This window comes from Novosphingobium sp. (genome assembly GCF_049240505.1).
Taxonomy (GTDB): Bacteria; Pseudomonadota; Alphaproteobacteria; order Sphingomonadales; family Sphingomonadaceae; genus Novosphingobium.
In genome coordinates, this window is record NZ_JBMLSM010000234.1 from 1 (window position 1) to 19,934 (window position 19,934).

Consider the following 19,934-nt stretch of genomic DNA (forward strand, 5'->3'; position numbering starts at 1 on the left):
CTCCTTCCCTTGTCACGGACTCGCCGGTGGTCTTCGGGCCATCGACAAACGTAGCCGACTGCCCGGTTCGCGCCGTGCAGTCATTTGTGAAGGAAAAAGGCATGGATCGTTCGCAGAAAGCCGAATCGGTCGCGTTCCTGAACGGCGTCTTCAACGAGGCTGGCGCGGTGGTGATCACCCGCAACCTCGGCATGACGGTGGCCCAGTCCACCGCCCTGCGCACGAAGATCCGCGAAGCGGGCGCGACCTACAAGGTTGCGAAGAACAGTCTTGCCAAGCTTGCCATCGCAGGCACCGATTACGAAGGTCTGGGTGATCTCTTCACCGGTCCGACCGCAATCGCTGCATCGGTCGATCCGGTTGCTGCCGCCAAGGCAGTGGTCGAATTCGCCAAGACCACCGACAAGATCGAAATCGTCGGTGGTGCAATGGGTTCGCAGGTTCTCAACGAAGCTGGCGTCAAGGCACTTGCCTCCATGCCCAGCCTCGACGAACTGCGTGGCACGCTCATCGGCCTCATCCAGGCACCGGCAACGAAGATCGCCCAGCTCACCACTGCTCCGGCAGCGAAGCTGGCTCGCGTCTTCGGCGCCTACGCCAAGGAAGCCGCATAAGACTGTCCTTTCGATTTACGCTCGCTGCGCCAATCGGGCGTGCGGGCACCACAAGATCAGGAGTGAAATATCATGGCCGATATCGCCAAGCTCGTTGAAGAACTTTCGAAGCTGACCGTCCTCGAAGCCGCTGACCTCGCCAAGGCTCTCGAAGAAGCATGGGGCGTTAGCGCCGCTGCTGCTGTTGCTGTTGCCGCTGCACCTGCTGGTGCTGCTGCTGAAGCTGCTGAAGAAAAGACCGAATTTGACGTGATCCTCACCGGCGACGGTGGCAAGAAGATCCAGGTCATCAAGGAAGTCCGCGCGATCACCTCGCTGGGCCTGACCGAAGCCAAGGCTCTGGTCGAAGGCGCTCCGAAGGCGATCAAGGAAGGCGTGTCGAAGGCTGAAGCCGAAGACATCAAGAAGAAGATCGAAGAAGCCGGCGGCACCGTCGAAGTCAAGTAATCTTCTTTCCGGTCTTCCGGGCAGAATTACAGGAAAGGGCGGCTCCGCAAGGGGCCGCCCTTTTTGTTTGTCCTTTTCAATATTCCCCCATTCAACCGGCTTCGTCGCTCCGCGCGACAGGAACGGTCACCGTCACTTCCAGCCCGCCTTCCGCACCTCTGGCAAAGGCAAGCGCCCCGCCAAAGCGCTGAAGCAGGCGATGCGCCGTGGGAATGCCCAAGCCAAATCCCGCCGTATCTCTCGCGCGCGCCTCGTCGATGCGATAGAATGGTGCAAGGATGCGCTCGAACTGGTCTTCGGGAATACCGGGGCCGGTATCGGTGACGATCACCTGCCAGCGCCCGTCACTGTCTGGCTTCACCGCAATGCGCGCACGGCCACCGTGGTGTACGGCATTCTCGATCAACGGATGTAGTGCCAGCAACAGCGGTTCACGCCAGGTGCGCACAACCGCGCCAGGTGCTGCATCGATCGTGACCTTGCCATGCCACGCGCCTTCGCACAGATCGGTCACCGCCAGGCCAAGATCCATCATCGTTGGAATCGCAGTGATATGCTGCGCCCGCAGATATTGCTGCAACGACATCAGCATGGCTTCCATTTCGTGCGTGCTGTCGCGCACCAATCCCGCGATTTCGGCATCTTCGATCAGGTCCGCTGCAATCGTCACGCGCGCAAGCGGCGTGCGCAGATCGTGGCTGATGGCTTCAAATGACCGCGCCTGATCTTCCATCGTCGCGGCAATGCGCGCCTGCATTCCGTTCATCGAACGCGCAAGGCTGCGCAAATCGTCAGGTCCGCTTTCCCGCACAGGCACCACCATACCCTGACCGATGGCATCCGCCGCATCGGTCAGTTCCCGCAGGGGCCGCGTGATGATGCGCAAGGACAATAGCGCAAGCGCGAAACCGACCACTGCCGTGATCAGCGTAAGTACGGTAGCGCGCAAGGCAATCGGCCAGCCCGATGTGATGTCGAGCGAACGGAAGTTCAGCCAGTGGCCATTGGGCAACTGCATTGCCCCCACAAGATTGCCATAGCCGAAGCGCGAAGGCTCCAGCCCCAAAATCAGCCGCTTTCCGGCCAACGTGGGCTCCCAATGCAGGATGTGAGCATGGATTTCGCCGACCATCTCCTCGCTCGTCCCCGATATGGCGCGGGGGACGTGGGACAGTTCCACCTCAAGATGGCTGGTGCTCATCGTGCGCGCCAGATCATCGGGCGCGATTTCGTGCAGGCGATTGCTCACGACCAGCAATTCCGCCACCCGCCGCGCGTGATCCTCGCGCAGTGTCTCCTTGTCGATCACGTTGTAGAACGCGAGGCTGGCAATCGCTTGAACCGCTGCAAGCACCAGCAGAAGCGTTGCCGCGCGCACCGCCAATCGCGACAGCCTTGGGCCGTGATGCCAGTCACGCCCCATCGCGATCCGCCTGATCGCAGCGGACAACTGGCTTCGGGCGCTTGAACGCACGTCGGCCGCAGCCTTCGGCCCTTCGGCAGCATCCTGCGCTCTATCGGCGACTCTCTCCATGTTCATCAGGCTGTCACTGCATGACAATACGGTCAACAGGCATAGGGCGACGGACACGATTTGTGACACGCTGCCATTCTGCGCCTCTTCAGCTTTATCGGACGATCCAGCTTTCCATGCCGTGCTGCGCCGCCTATGCCCCGCCCCCTATGTTCGAGAAACCGCCCCATAATTGGTCCCATGAACTGCGCGCAATGCTTCGCCTTGCCGCGCCGCTGGTGGGTGCCAATCTGTTGCAGATGGCGGTTTTCGCAGTCGACGTCGTGTTTGTCGCCCGCCTCGGCCCCGAAGCGCTGGCGGCTTCCTCGCTCTCGGTTTCGCTGTTCGGCCTGTTGATATGGTCGATGACCGGGCTGGTCGGCGCGGCATCCCCTCTTATCGCCGCAGAGCTTGGCCAGCGCCGCCATGCGGTGCGCGAAGTTCGCCGCACCGTGCGCATGGCGGGATGGGCAGGCCTGCTCGCCGCCCTCTTCGCAATGGGCATCTGCCTGCTGGGCGGACCATTGATGCGCCTGACCGGGCAGGATCCCGGCGTAATCGCCCGCGCAGTGCCGTTCCTCGCCGTTCTCAGCCTTGCCTCGATTCCTGCGGTGCTATCTGCGCTTTTGCGCACGGTGGTTGCAACGCTGGGCAAGCCGGGCATCGGCACGGCGATCACCGGCATGGCCGTGGCGGTCAACGCGCTGGGGAACTGGGCATTCGTGTTCGGAAATCTCGGCGCGCCGGAACTGGGCCTGCAAGGCTCTGCGATATCCAGCGTGATCACCAGCACCGCCATGCTGGTCGCGTTCGCGCTGGTCATCCGCTTCGACCGCCAATTGCACCGCTATCACCTGCTGGGCCGGTGGTGGAAGCCCGAATGGACGCGCTTTGCCGAAGTGCTGCGCATCGGCCTGCCCATCTGCGGGACTATCGTTGCCGAGGCAGGCATGTTCAACGGCGCGGCCTTCGTCATGGGCCGTATTGGCGAGGTGGAACTGGCCGCTCACACGGTTGCCCTGCAATTTGCCGCAATCGCCTTTCAGGTGCCGTTTGGCGTAGGCCAGGCCGCCACGATCCGCGTCGGCCTCGCTTTCGGGGCGCGTGACAGTGCCGCCATCGCGCTTGCCGGAAAGGTCGCTACACAGCTTGGCATCGGGTTCATGGCGCTCTCTGCCGGCGTAATGCTGGCATTCCCCTACCCGCTGCTACACCTCTATATCGATCCCGCCGCGGCAGAGAACGCGCGGATGGTCACCCTTGCGCTGCAGTACATGGTGGTCGCCGCCGCCTTCCAACTGTTCGATGGTGCGCAAGCGGTCGCCGCCGGGATGCTGCGTGGTCTTCAGGATACGCGGATGCCCATGCTGATCGCGATTTTTGGCTATTGGGTGCCCGGCGTCGGTGCCGCACTGTTGCTGGGCCTTTTGACACCCATCGGAGGCCTTGGCGTGTGGATCGGTTTGCTCGTCGGCCTCGTGTTCGTCGCGGGATTGCTGCACTGGCGCTGGCATCAGCGTGCACGGCTCGGCCTTCTCCCGCATTGAAAAGGCGCTTCGCCGCATCTTTCATTTCCCTGAAAAGAATCTGCGCCACACCCATTGACGGTCCAGCGCCATAATCCCATATCCGCGCCGCTGGCACTCTCTGGGTGAGAGTGCCAAGCCCCATTTTTTAGTATGGAAGAGGGAACAAACCCATGACTTTCCGTCCTCTGCACGACCGCGTGCTGGTGCGCCGCGTCGAAGCTGAAGAAAAGACCGCAGGCGGGATCATCATCCCCGATAGCGCCAAGGAAAAGCCCGCTGAAGGCGAAATCGTCGCCACCGGCACTGGCGCACGCGCTGAAAACGGCACGATCACCCCGTTGGACGTCAAGGTTGGCGACCGCGTGCTGTTCGGCAAGTGGTCGGGCACCGAAGTCAAGGTTGGCGGCGAAGACCTGCTGATCATGAAGGAATCGGACATCCTTGGCGTGATCGGCTGATCACTGCTGCTGTCCTGAACCCAATTCAAGATATTCAAAGGAACACAACATGGCTGCCAAGGACGTAAAGTTCGGCCGTGACGCCCGTGAACGCATTCTGCGCGGCGTCGACATTCTCGCTGATGCCGTGAAGGTTACCCTCGGTCCCAAGGGCCGCAACGTGGTGATCGACAAGAGCTTCGGCGCGCCCCGCATCACCAAGGACGGTGTTTCGGTCGCCAAGGAAATCGAACTTAAGGACAAGTTCGAGAACATGGGCGCCCAGATGCTGCGCGAAGTGGCCTCGAAGGCCAACGACGCAGCCGGTGACGGCACCACCACTGCCACCGTTCTGGCGCAGGCAATTGTCCGCGAAGGCATGACCGCGGTTGCTGCCGGCATGAACCCGATGGACCTGAAGCGCGGCATCGACATCGCGGTCGGCAAGGTCGTCGAAAACCTCAAGGCCCGTTCGACCCCGGTCGCAGGTTCTTCGGAAATCGCGCAGGTCGGCATCATCTCGGCCAATGGCGACATCGAAGTTGGCCAGAAGATCGCTGAAGCGATGGAAAAGGTCGGCAAGGAAGGCGTCATCACCGTGGAAGAGGCCAAGGGCCTCGAATTCGAACTCGATGTCGTTGAAGGCATGCAGTTCGACCGCGGCTACCTGTCGCCCTACTTCATCACCAACCCGGAAAAGATGACGGTCGAACTCGAAAACCCGTACATCCTGATCCACGAGAAGAAGCTGTCGTCGCTGCAGGCGATGCTGCCGATCCTCGAAGCGGTTGTGCAGTCGGGCCGTCCCCTGCTGATCATCGCAGAAGACATCGAAGGCGAAGCGCTGGCGACCCTCGTGGTCAACAAGCTGCGCGGTGGCCTGAAGATCGCTGCTGTAAAGGCTCCGGGCTTCGGTGACCGTCGCAAGGCGATGCTGGGCGATATCGCCACGCTGACCGCTGGCGAAATGATCTCCGAAGATCTCGGCATCAAGCTGGAAACCGTCACGCTCGCCATGCTCGGTCAGGCCAAGAAGGTCACGATCGACAAGGACAACACCACGATCGTCGACGGCGCCGGTTCGGCTGACGAAATCAAGGGCCGTGTCGACCAGATCCGCGCTCAGATCGAAGTCACCACCAGCGACTACGACCGTGAAAAGCTGCAGGAACGTCTGGCCAAGCTGGCTGGCGGCGTTGCCGTGATCAAGGTTGGCGGTGCGACCGAAGTCGAAGTGAAGGAACGCAAGGACCGCGTTGATGACGCGCTCCACGCTACCCGCGCTGCGGTTGAAGAAGGCATCGTTTCGGGCGGCGGTACGGCCCTGCTCTATGCAACCAAGGCGCTGGAAGGCGTCAAGGGCGCGAACGACGATCAGACCAAGGGCATCGACATCGTGCGTCGCGCGATCCAGGCGCCGATCCGTCAGATCGCCGCAAACGCTGGCCATGACGGCGCTGTGGTTTCGGGCAACCTGCTGCGTGAAGACGATGAAAATCAGGGCTTCAACGCTGCAACCGACACCTATGAAAACCTGAAGGCCGCTGGCGTGATCGACCCGACCAAGGTCGTGCGCACCGCGCTTCAGGATGCAGCTTCGGTCTCGGGCCTGCTGATCACCACCGAAGCGGCGATCAGCGAACGTCCTGACGACAAGCCCGCGATGCCCCCGATGGGTGGCGGCATGGGCGGTATGGGTGGCATGGACTTCTAAGTCCAAGCCAGCCTACGCTGAAAAAATCAGAGCCGGAAGGAGCGATCCTTCCGGCTCTTTTTATATCAATTTAATGTTCGGGAACCGGGTGCGTCGAATTGCGTTTTACCTGCGATGAACTGTGCCCGCCCTTCAAAAGCAGCCGAACTTCGGCCATGATGGAGCGGGCGGCAGCGGCGTATCCATCGCTCCGCCCAGCGGCCGTGGATCGCGAAATCTATCGCATCCTGTTCGAAAATATGGATGATGGCTTTTGCGTGATCGAGTTTCTCGATGGTCCGCACGGCCCATTAAGCGATTATGTCCACGTCCTCGCCAATCCCGCCTATGAACGCCACACCGGCATCCCGAACGTGGTCGGGCAACACTTGCGCGAAATGGTGCCGGACGAGGCGGACGACTGGATTGCGTTTTACGGCAAGGTGCTGCGCACGGGCGAGCCTATCCGGTTTCGCAACGAACTCGTCGCAACCGGACGCCATCTTGAAGTCTCATCTTTCCGCATCGGAGCGTTCGAAGATCGCCTTGTGGCCGTCCTGTTCAAGGACGTGACCGAGAGGGTCACCGCCGAAAGCGCCCTTCATCAGCTTAATGAAACGCTCGAACAGCGCGTTGCCGAAGAACTGGATCAGCGCGAACGCGCTGAATCCGCGCTGCGGCAGGCGCAGAAGATGGAAGCGGTCGGCCAACTTACCGGTGGCCTTGCCCACGATTTCAATAATCTGCTGGCTGGGATTACCGGTGCGCTGGAAATGATCGGGCGGCGGGTTGATCAGGGCCGCGTGGCCGATCTGCCACGTTATGTGGAAGCGGGGCTGGGCGCTGCGCACCGCGCCGCCGCGCTTACCCATCGCCTGCTCGCCTTTTCACGCCGCCAGACGCTTTCACCGCGCCCCACACACGCCAATCGACTGCTGGAAGAGTTCATCGATCTGGTTCGTCGCACGACGGGCCCCTCCATAACGGTGAAGGTGCACGCCGACCCCGCACTATGGCCAACGCTGGTGGATGCCAACCAGCTTGAAAACGCCCTGCTCAACCTGTGCATCAACGCGCGTGATGCCATGCCCGATGGCGGAACGCTGACGATAACCACGCAGAACGCTTCGCTTTACGATGCCGAGGCCAGCAAGCGCGGGCTGGAACCGGGCGATTACGTCACGATCATGGTCGGCGACGATGGCGTGGGCATCGCACCCGAAGATATCGATCGCGTTTTCGAGCCGTTTTTCACCACGAAGCCGACCGGACAGGGCACCGGGCTGGGCCTGTCGATGGTCTATGGCTTCGCGCGGCAAAGCAACGGGCTGGTCCGTGTCCGGTCACGGCATGGACAGGGCACCGATGTGCGCATCTACCTGCCACGCCATAAGGGCGAGATCGAAGCGACAGTCCCTGCCGACGCGGCCAGTGCACCACACGCCCTGCCTGATGCGACGGTGCTGGTTGTGGACGATGAACCCACCGTGCGCATGATGATGATCGACGGACTGGGCCTGCTCGGCATTCATTGCGTTGCTGCGGCAGACGGCGCCTCGGCTCTCACCCTGCTTGATCGGATGCCACCAATCGATCTTCTGGTAACCGATGTCGGCCTGCCCGGCGGTCTGAACGGACGGCAGGTGGCTGACGAAGCACGGCGGCGCCAACCTGAACTCGGCGTGCTTTTCGTCACCGGCTATGCCGATAATGTGGTGCTTCAGAAAGGCAACGTGGAGCCGGGGATCGACGTGCTGACCAAGCCTTTCCCGATAGAGGAATTGCAACGACGGGTTGCCAACCTCCTCGCCCGAAAAACGGCTTAGAGCACTTTCAGCTCGAACAGATCGACGACCGCCCCGTCATCCAGCGGATGCTCGTCATAGCGCAAGAAACCAAGTCTTTCGGCCAGGGCTACCGACGCAGTGTTGCCGCGCTCGATCATGCAGGCGATGCGCCTGGCATCGTGCGTGCGGCCAAACCAGTCCAGCGCGGCCCGCATACCTTCCTGCGCATAGCCCTTGCCCCAATGTTCGCGCGCCACGATCCAGCCCGCCTCGACCACATCGTCCATCCCTTTGCCGAAACCACGCATGGAATGGAACATGCCCAGCTGGCCGACGAAGCCACCACTCTCCCGCTCAAACGCCAGAAACAGGCCATAGCCGTAAAGCTGCCACGATCCTGCGGCGCGCAAGGCCCGGCTGAACATGTCGGTGGTTGGATCATTCGGGCGCGGCCCCAGAAACCGATGCACCAGCGGGTCGGCCACCAGATCGCGCAGCAGGAGGTAATCCTCAGGGCCGGGCAGCCTGAGCAGAAGCCTGTCGGTTTCAATCCGTGGCGTATCGGTGTTCACAAGGTCACATCCAGCACATGCAGGAACAGGCCAACAAGGCCGCCCACCAGCGTGCCATTGATACGGATGAACTGCAGATCGCGCCCTACCGCGCCTTCGATGCGGTCGGTCACCGTGCGGGCATCCCAACGCTTCACCGTTTCGGAAACAAGGCGCACGATCTGCGCGCCATATCGGGTCGATACGCCCACCATCGTTCGCCGGGCAAAGCGGTTGACCATGCGCTGCAGACGCACATCCCGCTGCAGCGCATTGCCGAGTTCGGCCACACTTGCGCCAAGCTGCCCGCCCAAGGCACCGCCGGGATTGCGGACCATTTGCAGCAACTTGATCCTTCCACGTTCCCACAGGGCGTCAAGCCAACGCGCAAATGCCGGGTTGGCCAGCACTTCCTGCTTCATCCGTTCCACGCGCGCGCGCATTTCCGCATCGTGGACCAGATCATGCGCCAACGTCGCCAGCCCTTCCTCGATCTTCCGGCGCAGCGGATGATCAGGAACGACCAGCGTTTCCGCGAGCAATTTGTACAGTCCATCAAGGATGGCGTTTGCCAGCTTTTCGTCCAGCCCGGTCCAGCGCAGGATTGTGTTGGCGCGTTCGTGAATCGTGGATTGGATCAGAGCCTCATTGGCCTCGATCGTCTCCGCCGTCTTGCGGATCAGGCTTTCGATCACCGGCATGTGCCGCCCATCGGCAATTGCCGCGCCAAGCAACTGACCAAGCAAGGGTGAAAGCTCCAGCTTTTCAAGCTGCGCGCGCAACGCACCCTTGGCGAGGCCCCCCAGCTCTTCAGGATCGAGCGATTCCAGGACATCGGCCACCAGCCCTGCCGCGCCATCGCGCAACCGGCTTTCGCCCGTGCGCGGATCGGCAAGGAACCCGCCCAGTGCCACCGCTGCGTTGACCGCTCCCATGCGCCGCGCAACAACGGCGGGCGTGAGAAAATTGTTCTGCAGGAACGCTGCCATCGTATCGGCAATGCGATCCTTGTTTTCCGGGATGATCGCCGTGTGCGGGATCGGCAAACCCAGCGGATGGCGGAACAGTGCCGTAACCGCAAACCAATCTGCCAGACCGCCAACCATCGCCGCTTCGGCAAAAGCGCGTACGAAGCCCAGTGCCGGATGGACGCCTTCGTAATGACGTGTCACCGCATAGATGACAGCCATCGCCAGCAGCAGGCTTGTGGCAACCACGCGCATCCGCCGCGCCCTGTCTACTGGCGCACCTGTTCCCAAAGGAAGGGCGCGTCCGAACAGAGTGCGGTTCGGTCCGCGCGGGGCCGGAGCCAAAGCCCCGGCCGTATCTGAAGGTTCAGCGGTCACTCCGCCGGAAATGCCTCATGTTGCGGTTCGTTCCGCCGCGCAGGTATTGCCGGGACCGGAGCGGCTACTGGCGCCGGTTCGGGTTCATGCCCGAGGACATGCCGCGCCAGCCACGGGCCGATACGCTTTTCCAACCCGTCGGCAAGGCTGAAGCCCGCTGGCACGATCAGCAGGGTCAGCGCGGTCGAAAGCGTCAGGCCACCGATCACCACGATGCCCATCGGCGCGCGCCATCCGCCATCGCCGCCAACCGAAACCGCCGTCGGGATCATGCCCGCAACCATCGCCACGGTGGTCATGATGATCGGCTGCGCACGCTTGTGCCCCGCCTCGGTGATGGCCTCCAACTTGTTCTTGCCCGTAGCCATCTCTTCCAGCGCAAAGTCGATCAGCAGGATCGAGTTCTTGGCGACGATGCCGAACAGCATCAGGATGCCGATGAACACCGGCAGAGACAGCGCCCCCCCGGTCAGGGCAACAGCGATCAGGCCACCCAGAGGGGCAAGGAACAGCGACCCCATGTTGACAAGCGGCGAGATGAACCGGTGGTAAAGCAGCACAAGCACCGAGAAAACCAGCAGGATGCCAGCGGCCACGGCGATCATGAAGTTGTTCAGCATTTCGGCCTGGAACTTGTCTTCGCCAGCCGCGGTGTTCGAAACGCCTTGTGGCAGGTTCTGCATCACCGGCAGTTTCATGATCGCGGTCATTGCATCACCCTTGACCACGCCCGGTGGCAAGTCGGCACCTACAAAGACGCGGCGGCTCTGATTATAACGCTGGATCTGCGTCGGACCGGATCCGAAGCTGATTTCGGCCACGCGCGAAAGTGGGACCGAACCCGTGGTGGTCGGCACCGGCAGGTTGGCGATCGTCGAAAGATCGCGGCGCGATTCTTCAGGCAGCTTTACCCGGATCGGCACCTGCCGGTCGGAAAGCGAGAACTTGGCGCTGTTCTGATCGATTTCGCCCTGCGTCGCGATGCGGATCACCTGGCTCAGCGTCTGCGTCGTTACGCCCAGATTTGCGGCAAGATCAAGACGCGGCGTGATGATCACTTCAGGACGGCGCAAGTCCGCACTGATACGCGGCGCGACGACCAGTGACAGCCCACTCATCTGATCGACCAGCGTCTGCGCGGTCTTCTGCAGCAGATCGGGATCAGACCCGGCCAGCATGATGCTGATCGGACGCCCCGAACCGCCGCCCGGCCCGCCCGGCCCCTGCGCTTGGAAGTTGACTCGGACGTCCGCGATCTTCTGCAACTGCGGCGTCAGTTCGCGTTCAAAATCAAGGCTGCTGCGCACCCGGTCCTTGCGCAAGTTGACATAGATGTTGCCACGCGCCTCCCGCACGGACGCGAGTTGGGATTCCACCTCCTGCTGCTTTGCCAGCAGCGCCGAAATCTCGGCAACCTTGCGCTCGGTCTGTACCAGAGTCGTGCCCGGCACCATTTCGATGGTCACCGTGCTAGAATCGCTGTCAGTGTCAGGGAAGAATTGTGCCGGTATCGTGGCGAACATCACGAAGGTGAGCATCAGCGCAGCAAAGCCGATGCCCATCATCCACAGGCGATGGTCACGCAGTCTTGCCCGGAACCGGCGGCGCGGATGCTCGGCGCGATAGGCCTTGGCTTTCGACGTATCGAGCGACCAGCCCAGCACCTTCATGTACTTGTCCATCCACGGCCCGCCACCGTGTTCTGCCTCGCCATGTGCCTTCAGGAAATAGGCGGCGACCATCGGTGTGATCATGCGCGCCACCAGCAGCGAGAACAGCACCGAGATGACGACGGTGAGGCCGAAGTTCTTGAAAAACTGGCCCGATACGCCCGGCATAAGCGCCACGGGGAAGAACACCGCAACGATAGAGAATGTCGTCGCCACAACGGCAAGGCCGATTTCGTCGGCGGCATCGATGGAGGCCTGATAGGCCGTCTTGCCCATCCTCATATGCCGGACGATATTCTCGATCTCCACGATCGCATCGTCCACCAACACGCCTGCGACCAACCCCAAGGCCAACAGCGACATCTGGTTGAGCGTGAAGCCCATCAGATCAAGAACCCAGAACGTCGGGATCGAGGACAGCGGAATGGCGATTGCCGAAACGATCGTCGCGCGCCAGTCGCGCAGGAAGAAGAACACGACGATAACCGCCAGCACCGCGCCTTCGACCATCGCATTCATCGATGAACGGTACTGGTCCTTGGTGTAGCCTACCGAAGTGAACAGCAGTTCGAAATGAATCTTGCCGCCCTGTTCCTTCTCCAGCTTCGCCATCTCCTCAAGCGCGCCTTCGTAGACCGAGACGTCGGATTCACCGCGCGCGCGCGACATCGAGAAAGTAACGACCTGCTTGCCGTTGAACTTGGCATTGGATGTCAGTTCGCTGTAGCTGTCGCGCACGTCGGCAACATCGGCCACGCGAATGCGGCGATTGGCGCCCAGCGTGATTTCGGTCTGCGACAGGTCATAGGCCGATTGCGCATTGCCCAGCACGCGCACCGACTGGCGCGATCCGGCCACTTCGGTCTTGCCGCCCGCCGCGTTGATATTGACCTGACGCAGCGCTGCGTTGACCTGACTGGCCGTCACGCCGAGCGCATTCATCTTCGCAGGGTTGAGCGTAACCGCGATCTCGCGGCTCACCCCGCCCGAGCGGCTTACTTCGGCCATGCCGGGTACGGTCAGCAGTCGCTTGGCAATGGTATCGTCGATGAACCATGAAAGCTGCTCGATCGTCATGTCGTCAGCCGCGACCGCGAAATAGGCAATCGGATTCGACGATGTTTCGACCTTGAATACTTGCGGCTCAAGAATGCCTTCGGGCAGATCCGAACGGATCTGGTCGACCTGATTCTTCACCTCATTAACGGCAGCGTTGATATCCTGCCCGATCTTGAACTGGACCTGCGTCTGGCTGCTGCCTTCCGAAGCGGTCGAGGTCAGCGTATCGACCCCGGCGATCGAACGCACCGCAGATTCAACGCGCTGCGTGATCTGGTTCTCGATTTCGGTCGGCGCAGCACCCGGTTGCGAGATCTGGACGATCACGATCGGGAATTCGATGTCGGGATTGTCCTGCACCTTCATCTGCATGAAGGACACCAGACCCGCCAGCGTCAGGCCAAGAAAGATGACAATCGGGACGACCGGATTGCGGATGCACCAGGCCGATATGTTCTGAAAGTTCATATCCGAACCCTACTTCGCCAGTACCGGCTGAACCTTGTCGCCCGGATTGAGGAATCCGCCCGCACGCAACACAATGCGCTCGCGCCCGTTCAGACCTTCCATCACGGCAATCCCGCGCTGGCTGACCTCGCCGGTCTTCACCGCGCGACGCTGCGCCTTGTTGTCAGCATCGACCACATAGACGAACGAGCCTTTTTCGTCGCTCAGGATCGCGGATTCGGGAAGAAGCGGGGCAGTGATCGTGCCTGCGCGCAGTTGCGCCGTGGCAAACCCGCCGGGACGCAGATCCTTGTCATAGGACAGCGCGATGCGGGCAATACCTTCGCGCGTGGTCTGATCAATCGTGGGGGAAACCTGCCACACCTCACCCTTGAAGCTGCGGGTCGCCCCTACCGGTGTGATCTCGGCGGTGGCCCCCACCGAAAGCCGCGCAAGATCGGCTTCGGACAGGCGCGCCTGCATTTCCATCTGCCCGTCCCGCGCCATCGAGAACAGCACACCAGCGCTGGGGCTGACGATCTGGCCCGGCTCAGCCGCGCGCGTCAGCACAAGGCCCGCCGCCGGAGCAACGATGTTCAGCCGCGCGGCACGTTCGCGCAGTTCGCCAAGCCCGGCACGCGCCACGCCCACACGAGCCACGGCCGCATCACGGGTTGCGGTCAACCGATCCACATCAGCCTTGGAGATGAAGCCGCGCTCCACCAGTTTGAGCGCACGATCCAGATTCGCCTGCGCCAGCCGCGCATCGGCGGCAGCCACTTCGACGTTCGCAGCCTGGCTGGCAATCTGCTGGCCCTGCACCGCGCGGTCGATCACGGCCAGCACTTGGCCCGCCTGAACCCAGTCACCAGCATCCACCAGAACCCGCAGAACTTGCCCGCCTTCGCCCGCAACGCCAACCGGCATTTCGCGGCGAGCGGCGATCGTGCCGCTGGCAGTGATGGTGTTGGCAATCGTCGTCTGGCCAGGAACCACCACGGTCACGACCTGCGCCTGCGCGGCACCACCGTTCTGCGTGGTTGCAGAGTTGCTATCATGCATGAAGTACCAGGCAATCACCAGCACAGCCAGCACCACACCAGCAATCAGCCAGTTGCGCCGCCTCGCGGACTTTGCCTCGTCATCACCACCGTCAAAAGTGTTGATTTCGCGTGCTGCATCGGCGTCAATGGTCGATTCGTAGTTCATGCTTTTCTCTGCCATCCCCCCGCTACGGCAATCTACCACTTTGGCATCTTGCCGCGCTGGCATCTTAACCGCACCGGAGCGAAGGCTGGCCCCTTCTGCTCAAGTTGGTGTGTTACATTCATAACGCACTAGCCGCAAGCATTGCGGCACTGCCCCTATGGCAGGTCGGACAACAGCAATAGACTTCGATCCGACGAGGCGCAATTCAGTCTCGACGAGGGACTTACGCCAAAACGGAGCGCGTGTCTTTCTTGCACCTGTAACTTTCTGTAACGCTGAAGGCCGTGCTTTTCAGCTGATCGCATTGACCTTTCCAGATGCCCCAAAGAACAACGGCCGCCTCCCGAAGGAGACGGCCGCCGCGGATGGAGCTGGTGAAAGCGATCAGTATTTGAGCTGGCGCTCGTACAGATCACGGTAATGCTGGATACGGGTCACACGCAGCCCCTGCATCCCCGAACGGTCTACCGCGCGCTGCCATGAGGCAAATTCCTCGAGCGTCAGGCTGTAGCGTTCACAAACTTCGTCGATCGTCAGCAGACCACCGTTAACGGCAGCCACGACTTCGGCCTTCCGGCGAACGACCCAGCGGGTGGTGCTCGGCGGCGGCAGGCTGTCGACTGTCAGCGGCTCGCCGAGCGGGCCGATCACTTGTGCCGGGCGGATTTTCTGGTTCTCGATCATGTCAATCTCGTGCTTCAGCGCGGTCCGTCCAGACCCCGGTCATTGCGTCATCCGATTTGGCAAAAAGGGCTTTGCCATTCACTGAAGAGTTTGGGTTAACAGGACCTTCATACATTGCCTCCTGCGCCGGAATGCCCGAAAACCCGGCTGCAATGAGTTTGGCGGTTCCGGCATCGAAGCTGCTGGTCACTCCTGCCTCAGTCTGCACGGGCGTGTGTGCCAGCGCACGGCGCAAGTCCTGCATGGCCGTGATCTGCGCACACAGGCCGTGCCACGTCACCGGACGCAGCCCGTATGTTGCGTCGGGCGCAACATCGTTCAGTGCCCAGGCGGCAGGATTCTCAAAGCTCATGTCCATCGCCAAGCCTTCTAGGGGCGAGATGGCTAAGGTCCGGTAAAGGCCGCACTTACCTTTTGTTCAGGTCATCGCATTTTTGTGTCGCCCCAAAGGGTTGCTTCTTCGATTTTGCGCTAGGGAGGGAATCCGCCTATGGCGCGCCGATGTTCGCAGACTCCGATACCTCCAGCCTTTTCGATCTCGCCGGCCCGCTTGCCGCGCGGCGCATCGTCGTTGCCATGTCCGGCGGGGTCGATAGCTCGGTCGTTGCGGGCATGGCTGCAGCCACGGGCGCAGAAGTCATCGGCGTAACGCTGCAGCTTTACGATTACGGTGCCGCCACCGGGCGCAAGGGCGCGTGCTGCGCAGGCGATGATATCCGCGATGCACGGGCCGTGGCCGACCGACTCGGTATCGCGCATTACGTGTTCGACCACGAATCGAGCTTCCGTGAGGAAGTGGTCGAACGCTTCGCCGATGATTACCTCAATGGCCGCACCCCGATCCCCTGCGTCCGCTGCAACATGGGGCCGAAGTTCACGGACCTGCTGGCAATGGCGCGCGAACTCGGCGCAGATTGCCTCGCCACCGGGCATTACGTGCGCCGCGTGATGGCTGCTCATGGCCCCGAACTGCACCGCGCCGCCGATCCTGCGCGCGACCAGTCCTATTTCCTCTATGGCACAACCGCGGAACAGCTTGCCTTCCTGCGCTTCCCCTTGGGCGGCCTGCCCAAGACCGAAACGCGCCGCATGGCCGAAGCGATGGGCCTTGTCGTTGCTGCCAAGCCGGACAGTCAGGATATCTGCTTCGTGCCCGATGGCGATTATGCCAAGATCGTCCGCGCCGTCCGTCCCGAAGGCGAAGCGCCGGGCGAGATCGTCCACGCGGCAACCGGCGACGTGCTGGGCACCCATCGCGGAATCATTCACTATACCGTGGGTCAGCGCCGGGGCCTTGAAATCGGCGGCCAGCCAGAACCGCTCTATGTGATCGGCCTTGATGCCCCGTCGCGCCGCGTGCTGGTCGGCCCGCGCCCGATGCTGGCAGTCGGCAGCGCGATCATCACCGAAACCAACCGGATCGGCCCGCTTCCCGAAGGCCCGCTCACGGCAAAAGTGCGCTCACTGGCCAAACCGGTGCCGATCATTCTCGAAGGTCCGTTCGGCCTCGGCGCAACAACCACGATCCGCTTCACCCAACCGGAATACGGCGTGGCCCCCGGACAGGCAGCGGTCATCTATGCGGGTGAACGGGTCATTGGTGGCGGCTGGATCGATTCGACCGAACGCTGGATTTCCTCATCTACTTCCACGGCTCCAGCACGCAGCCCCAGCCTTCCTTGTAGGTAGCGGTCTGGCTGAACATCAGCGCGAAACGCGCCGTCACGTTCTTGGCGTCGCTGTCCTCGCTCAGGCTCACCAGTTCCATTCCCGGCTCGAAGTCTTTCCGGCAATCTGAAAGATCGCGCCCTCCGGCATAGCGGCACGAACAGGCAACCCGCGCACCATAGCTGGTTCCCGTCATCGCGTAACTGCGGATGGATGACCAGAATACCGCCAGCGCGATCAACACCAGCGCCAGCACGACAAGGACGATGCGCAGCCACCAGCGCCGTTTTGGTCCAATCGTCAGGGACGGAGCTGTGGGGGAACTGTGGTTGCCGGTTGCCATTACTGCCGATTCTGGTCGAAAGTACGGACCCGATGGCCCGCCGTTCGCTCTCCCTTATCCTTGCACTTGCGCTGCTGCCAGCCCTTGGCAGTTGTTCGCAGGGGACGAATGCGCCCGAAGGGCCGCCACCGCTTTCCGATCAGGCGTTGAAAGCAGTCGTAAAATCGCCGGGAACGGACCGTGAAAAGCTCGCCCGCGCGATCGATGCGCTTTTCGCACCCGAAATGGGGGAAACCCGCGCAGTGATCGTCATGCGCGGCGGTCGGATCGTGGCAGAACGCTATGCCGAAGGTTACCACGAGAATACGCGCTTCGTCAGTTGGTCGATGGCCAAATCGGTTACCGGCGTGATGATCGGTATGCTCGTATCCGATGGTCGGCTGCGTTTGGACGAAACCGCGCCGGTCCCCGCGTGGCAACGCCCCGGCGATCCGCGTGGCGAAATCACGCTGCGCCAGCTTCTTCAGATGCGTTCCGGCCTGCGTCACGCCGAAGCGATTGAACCTGTTGACGAATCAGACGAAGTGCGGATGCTGTTCCTCGACGGGCGCGATGATATGGCCCGCTATGCCGAAGACCAGCCGCTTGAGGCTGAGCCAGGCCGCAAGTTCGAATATTCCAGCGCGACCAGCGTGATCCTTGCCGACCTTGCCGCACGCGTGCTCACCCCTGCGCCCGAAGCCGAAAGTCGCCGCAATGCGGTGGCAGAATACTTGCGCACGCGCCTGTTCGAACCGGCGGGGATGAAGTCGATGTTGCCCGAATTCGATGCCACCGGAACGCTCGTCGGCGGTTCGCTGATTCACGGCAACGCGCGCGATTGGGGCAAGTTCGGCGAATTTCTGCGCAACAAGGGTTCGGTCAAGGGCGCGCAGATCATGCCGCGCCAATGGATCGAATTCATGGTCACGCCTTCCCCGCGCGAGGCCCAGTACGGCGCGCAGATCTGGCTGAATAGAAACGCGACGCACGGCGAACCGGCGCTTTTCCCGGATCGTGGCCCGAAAGACCTCTACGCCTGCATCGGCCATCTCGGCCAATATGTGCTGGTCAGCCCTTCACGCAAACTGACCATCGTCCGTCTTGGCAAGACGCAGGACGATCAGCTTGGCAAGGTGGTCGATGGCCTTGCCGATGTGGTGGCGCTTTACCGCTAAGGAAGACGGAACAGCCCTTCGACCACGGTCACACAGTCGCCGCCCAGAAGCACGCGATCCCCTGCCAGACGGCAGGCGAAATCCGCACCGCGTGCCGAAGCCTGATGCGCGGCGAACGCATCGTGCCCCAGCTTGTGCGCCCACAGCGGCGTCAGCGCTGCGTGGGCCGAACCCGTTGCCGCGTCTTCATCGACTCCGCCGCCGGGTACGAACACCCGACTGACAACATCGGCTCCCGACGGGTGCCCCATGCCCGGTGCCGTGGCGATGAACTGCACGTCCCCGAATTGCAGCAGCGCCTTGAAATCAGGTGCAAGCGCAAGGACATCGGCAGCGCTGGGATAGACGAACAGGTTATAGCCCGCGCACTGCCACACTTCGTCCGGCACCGGGGTGCCCAGCAGCGGCACAGCCGCGTCAAAGCTGCCCGGCGAAGTCGATACGACCGGTAGCGACAGGACATAGCGATCGCCATCGCGCGCCACTTCCAGAATCCCGACCTTACGCGTGGCAAAAGTCACGCGCCCGCGCATGGGGTCTTGCGCCAGCACCACGTGCCCTGATGCCAATGTGGCATGACCGCACATCACCACTTCCACGGCGGGCGTGAACCAGCGCAGTTCGAAATCGGCTTCACCGGTGTGGTCCGGCACAAGAAACGCGGTTTCGGCAAACATGTTTTCCGCGCCGATTGCCTGCAGCGTGGCATCGTCCGGCCAGGCTTCCAGCATCATTACTGCCGCCTGGTTGCCGGCCAGCGCCTTGGCAGTGAAAGCATCGATGTGGAAATAGGGAACCTTGTTATTCACTTGCCGGGCGCTCCTTGCGCAAGGATGGCAGGACTGGTGCCGTCCGGGCCGGTTTCCAGAAGGTTCTCGGCTCCGATCATGCCTTCGTCGACCAGCCCTTCGGGATCGGGATGGATAAGGATTTCAACGCCAGGAAAGGCCGCCGTCAGCTTGTCCTCGATCTCGTCCATAACCCGATGCGCCTCTGTTACCGTCATGCGCCCGTCCACCCAGACATGGAACTGAACGAAATCGCGATTGCCGCTCGTCCGCGTGCGCAGATCGTGCAGCCCTTTCAATTCGGGATGCTGCGCCACCACTTCCAGAAAGCGTTCCCGCTTTTCGAGCGGCCATTCATGGTCCATCAGCTGGTCCACCGCTTCCTGCGAAGCGCCCCATGCGCCCCACGCCAGCCACAGTGCAATGCCGAAAGCGAAGACCGCGTCCGCGCCGGTGATCCCCAGCCATGTATCGAGCACCAGCGCCGCGATGACCGCAAGGTTCAGGAACAGATCGGATTTGTAGTGCACATTGTCCGTGCTGATCGCAAGGCTGCCGGTCTGCCGGATCACATGGCGCTGATAGGCCAGGAGCGCCACCGTGGCACCAAGCGCAATGGTCGAAACGATCACGCCCGATTCCGCTTCGGCCACTTGCGCCTGCCCCAGAAACTGGCCGATGGCCCGGAAGGCAAGGCCGATGGCCGATATCGAGATCAGCACCACCTGAAACATCGCCGCCAGCGCCTCGGCCTTGCCATGCCCGAAGCGGTGATTGTGATCGTCCGGTTGCGAGGCGACCCACACGCCCAGCAGCGTGGCAATACTCGCGACCAGATCCAGCGCCGTATCGGCAAGGCTGCCGAGCATGGCGGTCGAGCCGGTAGAAATGACCGCCCACGCCTTCATACCCACCAGCAGCACGGCAACGGCGATGCTGGCAAGCGCGGCTTTCCTGTTCAGGTCATTGTGATGTGCGGTCATGGCGCATCC

General features: G+C 62.0%; 18 protein-coding genes. 8 read left to right on the forward strand and 10 right to left on the reverse strand.

The features are described from left to right. Positions 1-101 precede the first annotated feature (101 nt). Both rplJ and rplL read left to right on the forward strand, forming a co-directional pair. Positions 102-614, forward strand: a complete 513-nt coding sequence (rplJ, locus tag ACOVQ0_RS19355; RefSeq protein ID WP_421888442.1) for a 50S ribosomal protein L10 — start codon at positions 102-104, stop codon at positions 612-614. A gap of 72 nt (positions 615-686) precedes the next feature. Further along, complete coding sequence (gene rplL / locus ACOVQ0_RS19360) at positions 687-1,061, forward strand: 50S ribosomal protein L7/L12 (RefSeq protein WP_168851019.1); 375 nt, start codon at positions 687-689, stop codon at positions 1,059-1,061. 91 nt (positions 1,062-1,152) lie between these two features. Here the strand turns inward: rplL and ACOVQ0_RS19365 are convergent, their stop codons facing one another. Then, complete coding sequence (locus tag ACOVQ0_RS19365) at positions 1,153-2,595, reverse strand: ATP-binding protein (RefSeq protein WP_421888445.1); 1,443 nt, start codon at positions 2,593-2,595, stop codon at positions 1,153-1,155. A gap of 194 nt (positions 2,596-2,789) precedes the next feature. Between ACOVQ0_RS19365 and ACOVQ0_RS19370 the strand changes: the two genes are divergently transcribed. The 4 genes from ACOVQ0_RS19370 to ACOVQ0_RS19385 all read left to right on the forward strand — a co-directional run bounded on the left by ACOVQ0_RS19370 (position 2,790) and on the right by ACOVQ0_RS19385 (position 8,059). Then, the gene (locus ACOVQ0_RS19370; protein WP_421888447.1) at positions 2,790-4,121 is read left to right on the forward strand and encodes an MATE family efflux transporter; all 1,332 of its coding nucleotides are present in this window, start codon (positions 2,790-2,792) and stop codon (positions 4,119-4,121) included. Between the two features lie 152 nt (positions 4,122-4,273). Beyond that, the gene (gene groES, locus ACOVQ0_RS19375) at positions 4,274-4,561 is read left to right on the forward strand and encodes a co-chaperone GroES (protein ID WP_421888450.1); all 288 of its coding nucleotides are present in this window, start codon (positions 4,274-4,276) and stop codon (positions 4,559-4,561) included. Positions 4,562-4,610: 49 nt separating this feature from the next. Next, positions 4,611-6,254: a chaperonin GroEL gene (gene groL, locus ACOVQ0_RS19380; protein WP_421888453.1), complete on the forward strand. Its 1,644-nt coding sequence runs from the start codon at positions 4,611-4,613 to the stop codon at positions 6,252-6,254. A gap of 203 nt (positions 6,255-6,457) precedes the next feature. Further along, entirely contained in the window at positions 6,458-8,059 is a 1,602-nt protein-coding gene (locus tag ACOVQ0_RS19385) for an ATP-binding protein (protein WP_421888456.1), read from the forward strand. Here the strand turns inward: ACOVQ0_RS19385 and ACOVQ0_RS19390 are convergent. The 6 genes from ACOVQ0_RS19390 to ACOVQ0_RS19415 form a co-directional block, all read right to left on the reverse strand. Next, positions 8,056-8,592 carry a GNAT family N-acetyltransferase gene (locus ACOVQ0_RS19390; protein WP_421888460.1) on the reverse strand — a complete coding sequence of 179 codons (537 nt, stop codon included), beginning with the start codon at positions 8,590-8,592 and terminating at the stop codon, positions 8,056-8,058. The two genes, ACOVQ0_RS19385 and ACOVQ0_RS19390, sit on opposite strands and share 4 nt — an antisense overlap. Continuing rightward, entirely contained in the window at positions 8,589-9,794 is a 1,206-nt protein-coding gene (locus tag ACOVQ0_RS19395) for a DUF445 domain-containing protein (RefSeq protein ID WP_421888595.1), read from the reverse strand. The genes ACOVQ0_RS19390 and ACOVQ0_RS19395 overlap by 4 nt, the downstream gene beginning before the upstream one ends. Before the next feature lie 119 nt (positions 9,795-9,913). Beyond that, positions 9,914-13,114 carry an efflux RND transporter permease subunit gene (locus ACOVQ0_RS19400; RefSeq protein ID WP_421888463.1) on the reverse strand — a complete coding sequence of 1,067 codons (3,201 nt, stop codon included), beginning with the start codon at positions 13,112-13,114 and terminating at the stop codon, positions 9,914-9,916. A gap of 9 nt (positions 13,115-13,123) precedes the next feature. Next, positions 13,124-14,302 carry an efflux RND transporter periplasmic adaptor subunit gene (locus tag ACOVQ0_RS19405; RefSeq protein ID WP_421888597.1) on the reverse strand — a complete coding sequence of 393 codons (1,179 nt, stop codon included), beginning with the start codon at positions 14,300-14,302 and terminating at the stop codon, positions 13,124-13,126. Positions 14,303-14,686: 384 nt separating this feature from the next. Further along, on the reverse strand, positions 14,687-14,986 hold the full coding sequence (locus ACOVQ0_RS19410) for a DUF1153 domain-containing protein (protein ID WP_054106994.1): 300 nt from the start codon (positions 14,984-14,986) through the stop codon (positions 14,687-14,689). Position 14,987: 1 nt separating this feature from the next. Beyond that, positions 14,988-15,338: a hypothetical protein gene (locus ACOVQ0_RS19415; protein ID WP_421888466.1), complete on the reverse strand. Its 351-nt coding sequence runs from the start codon at positions 15,336-15,338 to the stop codon at positions 14,988-14,990. A 149-nt stretch (positions 15,339-15,487) separates the two neighbouring features. Here ACOVQ0_RS19415 and mnmA point away from each other — a divergent pair, with 149 nt between their 5' ends. Then, the gene (gene mnmA / locus ACOVQ0_RS19420; RefSeq protein ID WP_421888468.1) at positions 15,488-16,675 is read left to right on the forward strand and encodes a tRNA 2-thiouridine(34) synthase MnmA; all 1,188 of its coding nucleotides are present in this window, start codon (positions 15,488-15,490) and stop codon (positions 16,673-16,675) included. Here mnmA and ACOVQ0_RS19425 read toward each other — a convergent pair. Next, complete coding sequence (locus ACOVQ0_RS19425) at positions 16,629-16,997, reverse strand: hypothetical protein (protein ID WP_421888470.1); 369 nt, start codon at positions 16,995-16,997, stop codon at positions 16,629-16,631. The genes mnmA and ACOVQ0_RS19425 overlap by 47 nt on opposite strands. 32 nt (positions 16,998-17,029) lie before the next feature. On the opposite strand from ACOVQ0_RS19425, the gene ACOVQ0_RS19430 reads away from it, so the two are divergent. Then, positions 17,030-18,154, forward strand: coding sequence for a serine hydrolase domain-containing protein (locus ACOVQ0_RS19430; RefSeq protein ID WP_421888471.1), 1,125 nt, complete (start codon positions 17,030-17,032; stop codon positions 18,152-18,154). Here the strand turns inward: ACOVQ0_RS19430 and ACOVQ0_RS19435 are convergent. Further along, positions 18,151-18,963, reverse strand: coding sequence for a PhzF family phenazine biosynthesis protein (locus ACOVQ0_RS19435; RefSeq protein WP_421888472.1), 813 nt, complete (start codon positions 18,961-18,963; stop codon positions 18,151-18,153). The two genes, ACOVQ0_RS19430 and ACOVQ0_RS19435, sit on opposite strands and share 4 nt — an antisense overlap. Further along, the gene (locus ACOVQ0_RS19440; RefSeq protein ID WP_421888474.1) at positions 18,960-19,925 is read right to left on the reverse strand and encodes a cation diffusion facilitator family transporter; all 966 of its coding nucleotides are present in this window, start codon (positions 19,923-19,925) and stop codon (positions 18,960-18,962) included. Before ACOVQ0_RS19440 ends, ACOVQ0_RS19435 begins: the two co-directional genes overlap by 4 nt. Positions 19,926-19,934 lie beyond the last annotated feature (9 nt).

What these genes read in the sequence shown, in the direction of transcription:
- ACOVQ0_RS19440 (WP_421888474.1), bottom strand. Translation starts at nt 19,925, where the DNA reads ATGACCGCACATCACAATGACCTGAACAGGAAAGCCGCGCTTGCCAGC.
- ACOVQ0_RS19410 (WP_054106994.1), bottom strand. Translation starts at nt 14,986, where the DNA reads ATGATCGAGAACCAGAAAATCCGCCCGGCACAAGTGATCGGCCCGCTC.
- mnmA (WP_421888468.1), top strand. Translation starts at nt 15,488, where the DNA reads ATGTTCGCAGACTCCGATACCTCCAGCCTTTTCGATCTCGCCGGCCCG.
- ACOVQ0_RS19430 (WP_421888471.1), top strand. Translation starts at nt 17,030, where the DNA reads ATGGCCCGCCGTTCGCTCTCCCTTATCCTTGCACTTGCGCTGCTGCCA.
- ACOVQ0_RS19395 (WP_421888595.1), bottom strand. Translation starts at nt 9,794, where the DNA reads ATGCGCGTGGTTGCCACAAGCCTGCTGCTGGCGATGGCTGTCATCTAT.
- groL (WP_421888453.1), top strand. Translation starts at nt 4,611, where the DNA reads ATGGCTGCCAAGGACGTAAAGTTCGGCCGTGACGCCCGTGAACGCATT.
- ACOVQ0_RS19370 (WP_421888447.1), top strand. Translation starts at nt 2,790, where the DNA reads ATGCTTCGCCTTGCCGCGCCGCTGGTGGGTGCCAATCTGTTGCAGATG.
- rplJ (WP_421888442.1), top strand. Translation starts at nt 102, where the DNA reads ATGGATCGTTCGCAGAAAGCCGAATCGGTCGCGTTCCTGAACGGCGTC.
- ACOVQ0_RS19425 (WP_421888470.1), bottom strand. Translation starts at nt 16,997, where the DNA reads ATGGCAACCGGCAACCACAGTTCCCCCACAGCTCCGTCCCTGACGATT.
- ACOVQ0_RS19365 (WP_421888445.1), bottom strand. Translation starts at nt 2,595, where the DNA reads ATGGAGAGAGTCGCCGATAGAGCGCAGGATGCTGCCGAAGGGCCGAAG.
- ACOVQ0_RS19405 (WP_421888597.1), bottom strand. Translation starts at nt 14,302, where the DNA reads ATGAACTACGAATCGACCATTGACGCCGATGCAGCACGCGAAATCAAC.
- groES (WP_421888450.1), top strand. Translation starts at nt 4,274, where the DNA reads ATGACTTTCCGTCCTCTGCACGACCGCGTGCTGGTGCGCCGCGTCGAA.
- ACOVQ0_RS19415 (WP_421888466.1), bottom strand. Translation starts at nt 15,338, where the DNA reads ATGAGCTTTGAGAATCCTGCCGCCTGGGCACTGAACGATGTTGCGCCC.
- rplL (WP_168851019.1), top strand. Translation starts at nt 687, where the DNA reads ATGGCCGATATCGCCAAGCTCGTTGAAGAACTTTCGAAGCTGACCGTC.
- ACOVQ0_RS19400 (WP_421888463.1), bottom strand. Translation starts at nt 13,114, where the DNA reads ATGAACTTTCAGAACATATCGGCCTGGTGCATCCGCAATCCGGTCGTC.